General features: G+C 68.6%; 11 protein-coding genes and 1 pseudogene. 6 read left to right on the top strand and 6 right to left on the bottom strand.

The genetic code is table 11. The features are described from left to right. Positions 1-40: 40 nt before the first annotated feature. Positions 41-1,258: pseudogene (locus M9979_RS08970) on the top strand (dicarboxylate/amino acid:cation symporter); the annotation flags it as partial. Positions 1,259-1,390: 132 nt separating this feature from the next. Here the strand turns inward: M9979_RS08970 and M9979_RS08965 are convergent. Continuing rightward, positions 1,391-2,983, bottom strand: coding sequence for a peptide MFS transporter (locus tag M9979_RS08965; protein ID WP_254289012.1), 1,593 nt, complete (start codon positions 2,981-2,983; stop codon positions 1,391-1,393). 116 nt (positions 2,984-3,099) lie between these two features. Here M9979_RS08965 and M9979_RS08960 point away from each other — a divergent pair, with 116 nt between their 5' ends. Further along, positions 3,100-3,669 (top strand): nitroreductase family protein, encoded by a 570-nt coding sequence (locus tag M9979_RS08960; protein WP_254289011.1) that lies wholly within the window; start codon positions 3,100-3,102, stop codon positions 3,667-3,669. 61 nt (positions 3,670-3,730) lie between these two features. Next, positions 3,731-4,087 carry a GntR family transcriptional regulator gene (locus tag M9979_RS08955; RefSeq protein WP_254289010.1) on the top strand — a complete coding sequence of 119 codons (357 nt, stop codon included), beginning with the start codon at positions 3,731-3,733 and terminating at the stop codon, positions 4,085-4,087. Positions 4,088-4,224: 137 nt separating this feature from the next. Here M9979_RS08955 and M9979_RS08950 read toward each other — a convergent pair whose 3' ends face one another. Both M9979_RS08950 and M9979_RS08945 read right to left on the bottom strand, forming a co-directional pair. Next, entirely contained in the window at positions 4,225-5,043 is an 819-nt protein-coding gene (locus M9979_RS08950) for an arylamine N-acetyltransferase family protein (RefSeq protein WP_254289009.1), read from the bottom strand. 157 nt (positions 5,044-5,200) lie between these two features. Then, the gene (locus M9979_RS08945) at positions 5,201-6,919 is read right to left on the bottom strand and encodes an acyl-CoA dehydrogenase family protein (RefSeq protein WP_422921819.1); all 1,719 of its coding nucleotides are present in this window, start codon (positions 6,917-6,919) and stop codon (positions 5,201-5,203) included. A 36-nt stretch (positions 6,920-6,955) separates the two neighbouring features. Here M9979_RS08945 and M9979_RS08940 point away from each other — a divergent pair, with 36 nt between their 5' ends. Then, on the top strand, positions 6,956-7,879 hold the full coding sequence (locus M9979_RS08940) for an L-threonylcarbamoyladenylate synthase (protein ID WP_254289008.1): 924 nt from the start codon (positions 6,956-6,958) through the stop codon (positions 7,877-7,879). 274 nt (positions 7,880-8,153) lie between these two features. On the opposite strand, the gene M9979_RS08935 is transcribed toward M9979_RS08940, so the two are convergent. The 3 genes from M9979_RS08935 to M9979_RS08925 all read right to left on the bottom strand — a co-directional run bounded on the left by M9979_RS08935 (position 8,154) and on the right by M9979_RS08925 (position 10,959). Beyond that, the gene (locus tag M9979_RS08935) at positions 8,154-9,017 is read right to left on the bottom strand and encodes a flagellin N-terminal helical domain-containing protein (protein ID WP_254289007.1); all 864 of its coding nucleotides are present in this window, start codon (positions 9,015-9,017) and stop codon (positions 8,154-8,156) included. 70 nt (positions 9,018-9,087) lie between these two features. Beyond that, the gene (locus M9979_RS08930; protein ID WP_254289006.1) at positions 9,088-9,951 is read right to left on the bottom strand and encodes a flagellin N-terminal helical domain-containing protein; all 864 of its coding nucleotides are present in this window, start codon (positions 9,949-9,951) and stop codon (positions 9,088-9,090) included. A 156-nt stretch (positions 9,952-10,107) separates the two neighbouring features. Continuing rightward, positions 10,108-10,959, bottom strand: a complete 852-nt coding sequence (locus tag M9979_RS08925) for a flagellin N-terminal helical domain-containing protein (protein WP_254289005.1) — start codon at positions 10,957-10,959, stop codon at positions 10,108-10,110. A 274-nt stretch (positions 10,960-11,233) separates the two neighbouring features. Between M9979_RS08925 and M9979_RS08920 the strand changes: the two genes are divergently transcribed. Then, positions 11,234-12,544, top strand: coding sequence for a sigma-54 interaction domain-containing protein (locus tag M9979_RS08920; protein WP_254289004.1), 1,311 nt, complete (start codon positions 11,234-11,236; stop codon positions 12,542-12,544). Beyond that, entirely contained in the window at positions 12,541-12,909 is a 369-nt protein-coding gene (gene fliE / locus M9979_RS08915) for a flagellar hook-basal body complex protein FliE (RefSeq protein WP_254289003.1), read from the top strand. The genes M9979_RS08920 and fliE overlap by 4 nt, the downstream gene beginning before the upstream one ends. Position 12,910: the final 1 nt, after the last annotated feature.

The following is a 12,910-nucleotide window of genomic DNA, read 5'->3' as shown; positions in this document are numbered from 1 at the left end:
CTATGCCGCCTCGTCCCCGTTCGTTGGCGCAAGGAACCCGATGTCGCAAGCCACACGTATTCTGCTGGCGCTCGTCGTCGGCATCGCATTGGGCATCGTGGCGGTGGCCGCGGACAAGGATTGGGCGCTGGCGGCGACCAGCGTGACGCAGCCGATCGGCGAGGCGTGGCTGCACGGGTTGCAGATGGTGATCGTGCCGCTGATCGTCGGGCTGCTGGTCACCGGCATCGCCGCGACCGCGGAGGCCGCGCGCGCCGGGCGGATCGCGGGGCGCGCCGTCGTGCTGTTCGTCGTGGTACTGTGGTGCACGACGCTGATGTCGGCGGCGGTGATGCCGCTGCTCCTCGACCTGTGGCCGCTGCCCGCGGACTGGTCGGCGGCGTTGCGCGGGGCGCTGACTGGGGCGGCGCCGCTGGGCAAGGTGCCGACGCTCGCCGATTTCTTCAATTCGATCGTGCCGACCAACGTCGTCGGCGCGGCGGCGGGGGATGCGTTCCTGCCGCTGACCGTGTTCACGCTCGCCTTCGCCTTTGCGATCACGCGGCTGGAGGAGGCGCCGCGCAAACGGCTGACCGACCTGTTCCAGGCGATCGTCGATGCGATGCTGGTCATCATCGGCTGGGTGCTGAAGCTCGCGCCGATCGGGATCTTCGCGCTGGCATACGGGGTCGGCGCGCGCACCGGAGCGGCGGCGTTCGGGGCGCTCGTCCACTATATCGTGATGGTGTCGGCGATCGGCTTCATCGTGCTGCTGGCGGGTTATCCGGTGGCGCGGTTCGCGGGCGGGGTGCCGCTGCGCAAATTCGCGAAGGCGGTGGCGCCGGCGCAGGCGGTGGCGATCAGCACGCAGTCGTCGCTCGCGTCCTTGCCGGCGATGCTCAAGGGATCGGGCGAGATCGGCGTCGCGCCGGCGACCGCGGGGATCGTGCTGCCGGTGGCGGTGGCGATCTTTCGCGCGACGAGCCCAGCGATGAACCTCGCCGTGGCACTGTACGTCGCGCACTGGCTGGGGGTGCCGATCGGGCCGGGGCAGCTCGCGGCCGGCGTGGCGACCGCGGCGATCACGACGATGGGGTCGGTGTCGCTGCCCGGCACGATCAGCTTCTTCGCCAGCGTCGCGCCGGTGGCGTTCGCGATGGGCGTGCCGATCGAGGCGCTGGGGCTGCTGGTCGCGGTGGAGACGGTGCCGGACCTGTTCCGGACGGTGGGGAATGTAACGATGGACGTCGCGGTGACCAGCGTGGTGGGACGGCGGGACTAGATCCTCCCCGGCACGGGGAGGGGGACCGCCGCGCAGCGGTGGTGGAGGGGGGCTTCCTCAGGCGATGCATTGCGTGGAAGCCCCCCTCCGTCAGCCTGCGGCTGCCACCTCCCCGTGCCGGGGAGGAGTTTAGGGTCTGCGCTCGCTTCGCGTGTCCACACCCGCCGCCGCAGGCTCGCCGATCGCATGCTCCCCCGCCAGCGCGTGGTCGGGTTCGCCGATCGTGTCGAGGTGCATCAGCTTCGTGACGAACGGCGCGAGCACCAGCACGACGACCCCGACGCCCATCGCGAACCAGCCGATCCGGCCGTAGACCGCGAGTACCTGCGCCGGGCCAGCACCTTCGCCCCCCGTAGCCTGCGCGATCAGGCTAGCGATGAAATTGCCCGCCGCGGTGGCGAGGAACCAGGTGCCCATCATCAGCCCGGTCATGCTCGCCACCGACAGGCGCGTCATCGACGACAGGCCGATCGGCGAGAAGCACAATTCGCCCATCGAATGCAGCATGTAGAGCAGGATGACGAAGATCGCCGGGGTCAGCCCGGTGGCCGGCGCGCCGAGGATCAGCGCGAAGAAGCCCGCACCGACGAGGACGAGGCCGATGCCGAACTTGAACGGCGCCGACGGTTCGATCCCGCGCTTGCCCATCGCGGTCCACAGCAGGCCGAACAGCGGCGCCAGCGTGATGATGAAGAAGGAATTGACCGACTGGAACCACGATGCCGGCATCACCCAGCCGAAGACGCTGCGGTCGACCGACTGGTCGGTGTAGAGGTTGAGCGACGAGCCCGCCTGTTCGAACAAGGCCCAGAACAAGGGCGACAACGCGATCAGGAACAGGGCGGCGAAGATGCGGTGCCGCTCGACCCTGGGCAGGCGGCGGAAGGCGGTCATCAGGATATAGCCGATGGTCAGCGCCGACCCGGCGATCAGCAGCGTGCCGACCGCGCCCTGGTTGCGCACCAGCCACCACGACAGCAGGATCATCACGCCCGCGCCGGCATAGATCGCCCATTCGACCGGCAGGCCGATCGGCGTGCGCGCCTTGAGCGTCGCGGGCACCGGCGGTTCGCCGACGTCGTACAGCTCGCGCCGGAACAGCACGAAGACGACGAGGCCGAGCGCCATGCCGATCCCGGCGGCGCCGAAGCCGTACGACCAGCCCATCCGCTCGCCGAGATAGCCGATCAGCAGCGGGCCGAGGAACGCGCCGGTATTGATCCCCATGTAGAAGATCGAGAAGGCGCCGTCGCGACGGGTGTCGTCGCGGCGGTAGAGCTTGCCGACCAGCACCGAGATATTGGCCTTCAGGAACCCGGTGCCGACGATGATGAAGGCGAGTGCGAGGTAGAAGCCGTTCAGGGCGCTGCCCTGCACGCCCTGCGGCGCCTCGACCGCGGCGATCAGCAGATGGCCGATGGTGATCAACACGCCGCCCGCCAGCACCGCTTTGCGCGGTCCCAGATAGCGGTCGGCGATATAGCCGCCGATGATCGGCGTGATGTAGACGAGCGAGGTATAGGCGCCGTAGATCGCGAAGGCGGGCTGTTCGCCGAACAGGAAATGCTTGGTGAGGTAGAAGACCAGGATGGCGCGCATCCCGTAATAGGAAAACCGCTCCCACATCTCCGCAAAGAACAGCATGAACAGCCCTAGCGGGTGTCCGAGGACGGTGCGCGCGTGGGCCGGTACGCCGCCTCCGCTCGCCGATACATTGGCCATAAGGTTTTTTCTCTCCAGCCGATTATGTCGCACACCCGTCGGGCGGCGGATGCCGGGCACCGTAGCGGCTCATCCCCGGCTGTAAATATCGGCGCACGCCGCCTATGTGCGCGTCCATGTTCAACGACACCACCACGCCGCTTTCGCTGCTCGCCACGCGCCGCTCGGGCAAGCCGCGCGATCTGGTCGCGCCGGGACCCGATGCGGACCAGCTGGCGCAGATGCTGGGGATCGCCGCGCGCACCCCCGATCACGGCAAGCTCGCGCCGTGGCGCTTCGTCGTGGTCGACGACCGCGATCGGCTGTCGCAGCTGATCGTCGATGCCTATCGCGCCGAACGGCCGCAGGCGGCGCGCGCCGAGATCGACTCGCTCGACCAGTTCGCGCGGCAGGCGCCGGCGCTGGTCGTCGTGCTGTCCTCGCCGGTGACGACCAGCCATATCCCGCTGTGGGAACAGGAATTGTCGGTGGGCGCGGCGGCAATGAACCTGCTCCACGCCGCGCATGCGATGGGGTTCGCGGGCGGCTGGCTGACCGGCTGGCCCGCCTTTTCGGAAACGGTGCGCGATTCGTTCGGCGCGGCGCCCGAGCGGATCGCCGGTTTCATGTTTCTCGGCACCCCCGGCCGGCCGCTCGACGAACGGCCCCGCCCGGACATGGCACGGATCGTCTCGTATTGGCCCTAAGTCGGAGATCGACCGTTCGTCAGGCCATGGACCTTTTCGTCCGTTGCTGTATTAAACCAGCATGACAGCATTGAGCACCGAGGACAGCCCGGTCTATATCCGGCTGCGTGGCACCATCGCCGCCGGCATCCTGCGCGGCGATTACCGCGCGGGCGACCAGCTTCCCTCGGTGCGCGCCTTCGCGGCGGAACACGGCGCCAACCCGCTGACCGTCGCCAAGGCGTACCAGAGCTTTCAGGACGACGGCTATGTCGAGGTGCGACGCGGCGTCGGCATGTTCGTGCTGCCCGGCGCGTCCGAAAAGCTGCGCGCGGCGGAACGGGCGAACTTCGTCGAGACGCAATGGCCGCGCATCCGGGGGTATATCGAGCTGCTCGGCCTCGACGCCGCCGACCTGCTGGAGCGCGAGCGGGCGTAAGGTTTTCACGCGGACCAATCTTCTTCTACGGTAAAGACTTATCCATTCCGTTCGCGCTGAGCCTGTCGAAGTACGAGTGAGTCTCACCTGCCCTTCGACAGGCTCGGGGCGAACGGGTGGAAGCGGGGCATTCCGCCCTAGAACAGGCCCAGTGTCGCGATCTCGTCTGCGGTGAGGTCGATGCCGAACATCAGCGACAGGCGCATGCGATAGACGCGCGGATCGGTGATCTCCGCGACCGTCGTCGCGTCGCCGGCACGGCGGTGGTAGCGGCGGTCGGTGAGGCCGGCGAGGCCGTGCGGCAGGACGATGCTGGCGATGGTCAGCTGCGTGAAGCGGCTGTCGGGCGCGGTGGAGGTCCAGTGATTGGACAGCGCGAGGTCGGCGTCGAACACCGGCGTCTCGTGGAAACTGTATTGCGGTTGCCAGCCGGCGCCCGCGCCGCGCCCGTCGGTCGAACCGGCATCGCCGTCGCGTTCGAGCATCCAGCCGTGGTCCGCATCGCGGCGCAAGCGAAAGCGGGCGCCGTCGGGCGCCTGCGCTTCGGCACCCTCGACGAGCGGCAGGACGGGGGCATAGCTGGCGCCGAAACCCGCATCGGCGATCCATTCCTGTCCGTCGATCGTCACCAGGCTGAACGTATGGGTGAGCGGCGGCACCGTCGTCGCGCCGAGCCAGACGCGCGCGAGCAGCGGCCGCGCCTGAAACCCGAGCGCGGCCAGCGCGTCGAGGAACAATCGGTTGTGTTCGAAGCAATAGCCGCCGCGCCGTGCGACGACGAGCTTGGCGAAGACGCCCGCCGAATCGATGGCGATGCCGCGGCCGAGGCGAACGTCGAGGTTCTCGAACGGGATCGACAGGCGATGTTCGCGCTGGAGCCGGCCGAGCCCCTCCGCGTCGGGCGTGACGCGCGCGGGCAGGCCGATACGGGCGAGATAGGCGTCGAGGTCGAACATCGTGGGTCCTTGGGAGGCAAAACTCCTCCCCGGGACGGGGAGGTGGCACCGCGCAGCGGTGACGGAGGGGGGCTTCCCCATAGCATACCATTTGGGAAAGCCCCCCTCCACCACCAGCCTGCGGCTGGCGGTCCCCCTCCCCGTGCCGGGGAGGAATTTATGCCGCGAATGCCTCTGCCGGCACCGCGTACAGCACCTCGGCGCTGGCGGTCGCTGCCGCCTTCAGCCCGAGCGCTTCGGGCACGATCTGGTCGAGGTAGAAGCGTACCGCGGCGCGCTTGACCACCGCGAACGTCTCGTCGCCCGTCGCATAGCGGCCCTCGCGTTCCATCAGCCAGCCGCAGACCGCGACCGAGGTCATCGTCAGGAACGGATAGCTCGCCGCGAGCCTGTCGTCGGCGTCCGCGGTGGCGAGGCGGTGGGCGATCGCGTCGACCGTGTCGATCAGCGCGACGAGGTCGGGATGCGCCGCCTCGGCGCGCATGTCGGCGACCAAGGCAGCGAAGGCGCCGCCGTTGTCGAGGGACAGCTTGCGGCCGACGAGGTCGGCGGCCTGGATGCCGTTGGTGCCTTCGTAGATCGGGGTGATGCGCGCGTCGCGGAAGTACTGGGCGGCGCCGGTTTCCTCGACGTACCCCATGCCGCCGTGGACCTGGATGCCGAGGCTGGCGACTTCGTTGCCGATGTCGGTGCCGTGCGCCTTGGCGAGCGGGGTCACGACCTCGAGCCGGTTCTTCGCCGCGCCGTCGCCGAGGCCGGCGCGATCGACCTGCCCCGCGGCGTAATAGACGAGCGCGCGCGCCGCCTGCGTCTGTGCCTTCATCCGTAGCAGCATGCGACGGACGTCGGGGTGATCGACGATGCGCACCGGCTCCTTGTCGGGCGAGCCGGCGCGCGCCGACTGAACGCGTTCGAGCGCATAGCCGACCGCCTGCTGCGTCGCGCCCTCGGCGATCTGCACGCCCTGCAGCCCGACGTTGAGGCGGGCGTTGTTCATCATCGTGAACATCGCGCGCATGCCGCCATGTTCGGCGCCGATCAGTTCGCCGACGCAATCGTCGTGGTCGCCGAAGCTCAGCACGCAGGTCGGCGAGGCGTGGAGGCCCATCTTGTGCTCGATCGACACGACGCGGACATCGTTGAAGTCGCCCGGCGTGCCGTCGGCGTTCAGGCGGAACTTCGGGACCAGGAACAGGCTGATGCCGCGCGTGCCGGCCGGCGCGTCGGGGGTGCGCGCGAGGACGAGGTGGACGATATTGTCCGCCATGTCGTGATCGCCGAACGAAATGTAGATCTTCGTGCCCTTGATCGACCACTTCCCGTCGCCCAGCGGCTTGGCGGTGGCGCGGAGCGCGCCGACGTCGCTGCCCGCCTGCGGCTCGGTGAGGTTCATCGTGCCCGTCCACGCGCCGGTGGCGAGATGCGGCAGATATTGCGCCTGCTGTTCGGGGGTGCCGTGATGGATCAGTGCCTCGATCGCGCCGACGGTCAGCGTCGGGCAGAGCGCGAAGCCCATGTTGGCGCTGCCCAGCGTATCGAGCACCGCGGTCTGGATCGCGAAGGGCAGGCCCTGGCCGCCGAAATCCTCCGGCACGCCGATCGTGCCCCAGCCGCCCTCGACGTAATCCTTGTACGCCTTGATAAAGCTTGCCGGCATATGGACGCCGTCCGGCGACCATTTCGCGCCGACGGTGTCGCCCTCGCGGTTGAGCGGCGCCCATTCGCCCGATGCGAACTGGCCGACGCCGTCGAGCACCGCATCGATCACGTCGGGACTGGCGGCGGCGAAGCGATCGGTCGCAGCGAGTTCGTCGATGCGGACGACATGTTCGAGCACGAAACGCTGGTCGGCCACGGCGGCGGTGAAGGGCATCATTCTCTCCTGAAACTGGTTGCGATATAGGCCGTTCGGATGGCCGATCCAAACCCGCGCATCTTACCCTACGGCATGGCCGCGATCGCCGAGGCGGCGATGCGAATCACCCGCGGCGAATGCGTCGCGGTGCCGACCGAGACGGTCTATGGCCTTGCCGCCGACGCCGGCAACGCCGACGCGGTGGCGGGAATCTACGCGGCGAAGGGGCGGCCGAGCTTCAACCCCCTGATCGTCCATGTCGCCGATGCCGCCGCTGCCGAGGCACTGGCGATGTTCGACGACGATGCGCGGGTGCTGGCGGCGCGCTTCTGGCCGGGGCCGCTGACGCTGGTGCTGCCATTGCGCGACGACGCAGGAATCGCGTCGCTGGTCACCGCCGGGCTGGCGACGGTCGCGCTGCGCGTGCCGCGGCATCGCGCGATGCAGGCGCTGCTTGCCGCGGTCGGGCGGCCGCTCGCGGCGCCGTCCGCGAATGCGAGCAACGGGATCAGTCCGACGCGAGCCTGGCATGTCGCCTCCAGTCTTGGCATACGGGTGCCGCTCATCATCGACGATGGCGCGACCGATGCGGGACTCGAATCGACGATCGTGGCGGGGCGGACGATCCTGCGGCCGGGGCCGATCACCGCGGCCGAGCTGCCGTTCGCGACGGTGCCCCATATAAAGGAGTCCGCGATCACCGCACCGGGGCAGTTGGCGACGCATTATGCGCCCGCCAAGCCGCTGCGGCTGAACGCGACCGCGGCGCAGGGCGACGAATGGCTGATCGGTCATGGCCCGATAACGGGGGACGACATGCTGTCGGCGTCGGGCGACCTGCGCGAGGCGGCGGCGCGAGTGTTCGATGCGCTGCATCGCGCCGATGCCAGCGACCGCGCGCGGATCGCGGTGGCGCCGATCCCCGACGTGGGGCTGGGCGAGGCGATCAACGACCGACTGCGCCGCGCGGCGCATCGGTAGGGCGGGTATCATTCGGCCGTTCGCGCTGAGCCTGTCGAAGCACCGCGTTCCACGGGCGAGCGCTATGCGGGTGGCACTCTGCCCTTCGACAGGCTCAGGGCGAACGGTGGTGGGGGGTGGGGGCGCCCTGCCCTTCCACGGCTTCCGGGCGGACCCAACAAAAAGCCCCGGCGGTCTTTCGACCACCGGGGCTCGGTTGCGCTCGACCTTGGGGGAAGAGCTGGATGCCGGCACCCTTGGGGGGGCGGTGCCGACACCGGTCTTGAGAAAGCGGTTACTGGAGGAGCTTCAGGACGCCCTGCTGGCTCTGGTTCGCCTGGGCGAGCATTGCGGTCGACGCCTGGCTCAGGATCTGTGCCTTGGCGAGCGCGGTCGTTTCGGCCGAGAAATCGGCGTCCATGATCTGGCTCTTCGCGGCGGTCAGGTTGGTGGCGTTGGTGGTCAAATTGTTGACCGCCGACTGCATCTGGTTCTGCGACGCGCCGAGGTTGGCGCGATAGGTGCTGACCGTCTTCAGCGCCGCATCGACGGTCCCGAGCGCGGTGTTGGTCGCGCTGGTCAGGTCGATCGCGGTCGCGGCGGTGATCGTCGAATCGTCGGTCAGCTTGTTGAGCTTGAGGTTGATCGTGTCGGTCGCGTTGGCGCCGGCCTGGATCTTGATCGTGCTGTAGGCGGCGACCGCAGGCGGGCCGGCGACGGCGGCGGTGACGGTGCCGGCGGTGGCGTCGAACAGCTTGTTGCCGTTGAACTGCGTGTTGGCGAGCGTCGAGGTGATCTGCGACGTCAGTGCCGCGACTTCCGCCTGCAGGTTGGTCTTGTTGTCGGCACTGTAGGTTCCGCTGGTCGCCTGCACGGTCAGCTCGCGGACACGCTGCAGCATGTTGTTGACTTCGCCCAGCGCGCCTTCGGCCGTCTGCGCCATCGCGATGCCGTCGTTGGCGTTGCGGATGCCCTGGTTCATGCCGCGGATCTGCGCGGTCATCGTGTCCGAGATGGCGAGGCCGGCGGCGTCGTCCTTGGCCGAGTTGATGCGGCTGCCGGTCGACAGGCGCTCCATCGAGGTGGACAGGGCCATGTTGGCCGAGGTGGAGGCGTTGGCCGCCCGCAGCGACGAGACGTTGGTGCCGATGACAGTCATGATGGGTTCCTTCGAGGCTGGGGAAGGCCGCGTCCCGTCGCCGTCGGACGGCGGGACGCGAGGTGGCGGATTACTGGAGGAGCTTCAGGACGCCCTGCTGGCTCTGGTTCGCCTGGGCGAGCATCGCGGTCGAGGCCTGGCTCAGGATCTGTGCCTTGGCGAGCGCGGTCGTTTCGGCCGAGAAATCGGCGTCCATGATCTGGCTCTTCGCCGAGGTGAGGTTGGTCGCGTTGGTGGTCAGGTTGTTGACCGCCGACTGCATCTGGTTCTGCGCCGCACCGAGGCCGGCGCGATAGTTGCTGACCGTCTTCAGCGCGGCATCGACGGTGCCGAGCGCGGTGTTGGTCGCGGTCGTCAGGTCGATCCCGGTCGCGGCCGTGATCGTCGCATCGTCGGTCAGCTTGTTGAGCTTGAGGTTGATCGTATCGGCGGCATTGGCGCCCGCCTGGATCTTGATCGTGCTGTAGGCGGCGACCGCGGGCGGGCCGGCGACGGCGGCGGTGACGGTGCCGGCCGACGCGTCGAACAGCTTGTTGCCGTTGAACTGCGTATTGGCGAGCGTCGAGGTGATCTGCGCGCTGAGCGCGGTCACTTCGGCCTGCAGGTTGGTCTTGTTGTCGGCGCTGTAGGTGCCGCTGGTCGCCTGCACGGTCAGCTCGCGGACGCGCTGCAGCATGTTGTTGACTTCGCCCAGCGCGCCTTCGGCCGTCTGCGCCATCGCGATGCCGTCGTTGGCGTTGCGGATGCCCTGGTTCATGCCGCGGATCTGCGCGGTCATCGTGTCCGAAATGGCGAGCCCGGCGGCGTCGTCCTTCGCGGAGTTGATGCGGCTGCCGGTCGACAGGCGCTCCATCGACGTGGACAGCGCCTGATTGGCGGAGGTGGACGCATTGGCTGCACGCAGCGATGCGACGTTGGTGCCGATAACAGTCATGTTGGTTTCCTTTGATGTTATGGCACCTCACCGCCGCCCCCCTGGGCGAAAGGCCGAGCCGCCAGATGTTGAAACGACCGGAAGGCGCCCGGCTTTAGCCGAAACGTCGGGTCGTTCCCGGCAGCGCCCTTCCGGGGCGCCGCCGGTTCACGCGGATTACTGGAGCAGCTTCAGGACGCCCTGCTGGCTCTGGTTCGCCTGGGCGAGCATCGCGGTCGAGGCCTGGCTCAGGATCTGCGACTTGGCGAGCGCGGTCGTTTCGGCCGAGAAATCGGCGTCCATGATCTGGCTCTTCGCCGAGGTGAGGTTGGTCGAGTTGGTGGTCAGGTTGTTGACCGCCGACTGCAGCTGGTTCTGCGCCGCACCCAGGCTGGCGCGGGTGTTGCTGACCGTCTTCAGCGCCGCATCGACCACGGCCAGCGCCGAGTTGTCGTTGGCGGTGAGGTCGATGCCGGTGATCGCGGGCGGGCCCGCGGCACCGGCGACCGCGGTGATCGTCGCATTGTCGGTCAGCTTGGTCAGCGTCAGGTTGATCGAGTCGGCGGCGTTGGCGCCCGCCTGGATCTTCACCACGCCGGCGGCGCCGGCGCTGCCGTCGAACAGCTTGTTGCCGTTGAACTGCGTGTTGGCGAGCGTCGAGGTGATCTGCGTCTTGAGCGCGGTCACTTCGGCCTGCAGGTTGGTCTTGTTGTCGGCGCTGTAGGTGCCGCTGGTCGCCTGCACGGTCAGTTCGCGGACGCGCTGCAGCATGTTGTTGACTTCGCCCAGCGCGCCTTCGGCCGTCTGCGCCATCGCGATGCCGTCGTTGGCGTTGCGGATGCCCTGGTTCATGCCGCGGATCTGCGCGGTCATCGTGTCCGAGATGGCGAGGCCGGCGGCATCGTCCTTGGCGGAGTTGATGCGGCTGCCGGTCGACAGGCGCTGCATCGATGTCGAGAGCGCGGCATTCGCCGAGTTGGATGCATTGGCGGCGCGCAGCGATGCGACATTGGTGCCGATGACAGTCATGGGTTCCTCCAAAAAGCTACGGCCATCCCGCCGCCCCCGTGGAGGAAGGCCGAGCCGTCAGGAGGAGTAACGGCCGCCGCCGGAACAGCTTTAGGACAAAAAGTTCGTTTCGGCCCGGCTTGTCCCCCGCCCCTCGCACGGGAGCACGGGCGGACCCGCGCGCGCGCGATCCGCGTGGGAGCGGGCGCCCGGAAATATTTTGCCGGGCGGCAACCGTTTTAACGCCGCGTTTACCGTTGTTGCCGCATTCCAGGCTCATCCTTGGGGGATAGCCATGCGTTCGATTTTTCCTTCCGCTGCGGTCGTGCAGCGCAAATATGCGCTCGTGTCGGGGCTTCGTGCCCAGGGCTTCGGCGTCGGCTCGTTCGAGACGGGCCAGCCCAGCCCAGCGGACCTGTTCCTCGTCGCCGAGGGCGAGGCGCCGCCGGCGCCCGCACGCACCGTCATCATCGGCAGCGAAGGGCGCCACGTCGTGCCGTCGCAGGGCGGCAACCCGGCGCGCATCGCCTTCGGGCCCGAGGATGCGGCAGTCGGCAACGGCTTCGCCCGCGCGCTCGTCGCCGGTCCCGACATGCCGACCGCGGCCGACCCCGAGTCCCTCGCGCTGCTGGCGCTCGCCGAGCGCGTCGCGCAGGCGGACATCACCGTGCTCATCAACGGGCCGACCGGCACCGGCAAGGAGGTGCTGGCGCGCGCGATCCACAACAATTCGCCGCGACGGAACGGCCCGTTCGTCGCGATCAACTGCGCCGCGCTGCCCGAGACGATGCTCGAGGCGCTGCTGTTCGGTCACCAGAAGGGCGCGTTCACTGGTGCCTCCTCGGGGGGCGAAGGCTTCTTCCGCGCCGCCGACGGCGGCACCATCCTGCTCGACGAGATCGCCGAGATGCCGCTGCAACTGCAGGCCAAGCTGCTGCGCGTGCTGCAGGAGCGCGAGGTCGTGCCGATCGGCGCATCCGTGCCGCAGAAGATCGACGTCCGCGTCGTCGCCTGCGCCAACCGCGACCTGCAGGGCGAAGTCGCCGCGGGCCGCTTCCGCGCCGATCTTTACTACCGCCTGTCGGTCTTCCCGCTCAGCACCAAGCCGCTCGCCGAGCGTCCGCAGGATATCCCCGCGCTCGCCGCGACGATGATCCTGCGCCATGCCGGCACGCGTGCGGTGGTGCCGTGGCCGACGGTCGAGGCGGTCGATCAGCTGATGCGCCACGACTGGCCGGGCAACGTCCGCGAGCTCGAAAACGTCATCCAGCGCGCGCTGCTGTTCGCCGGTGGCGAGACGATCGAGGCGAGCCACATCGTCTTCGATCGCCCGATCAGCTTCACCTTCGCCCGCGAGAGCGCACCGGTGACGCCGCTGTTTCCGCAGGCGGCCCCTGCCGCGACCGAGCCCGCCACCTTGGGCAACGTCGTGCAGATGAGCGAATTCCAGGCGATCCGCGAAACGCTCGCCGCGTGCGGTGGCAGCCGCGTCGAGACCGCGCGCCGCCTCGGCATCTCGGAGCGCACGCTGCGCTATCGCCTCGCCAAGGCACGCGAGCAGGGCGACGATCTCGCCCGCCCGTTTAGCATGGTAGCCTCGGCATGAGCGGCGTCTCCGGCGTCGGCGGCGCGATGAGCGTCGACCGGGTGATGCAGCTGCGCGCCCAGATCCTCGAACGCAACCAGTCGCTCGCCCGTGCCGGTGCCAGCGACGGCGCCGCCGCGACCAACGCGACCGGCACGACGAAGCCGACCAGCTTCGCCGATACGCTGCAGGACGCGCTGAAGGACGTCAATTCCAGCCAGAACAAGGCCTCCGCCTTGTCCGAGAGCTACGAACGCGGCGAGACGGTCGATATCGCCAAGGTCATGCTGGCCCGCCAGCAGGCCAGTGTCGGGTTCGAAGCGACGCTGCAGGTCCGCAACAAATTGCTGTCCGCCTACAAGGACATCATGAGCATGCCGGTATAAT

It is taken from the genome of Sphingomonas liriopis (assembly GCF_024211255.1).
Classification (GTDB): domain Bacteria; phylum Pseudomonadota; class Alphaproteobacteria; order Sphingomonadales; family Sphingomonadaceae; genus Sphingomonas; species Sphingomonas liriopis.
This window is presented reverse-complemented; position numbering and strand designations above follow the sequence as displayed.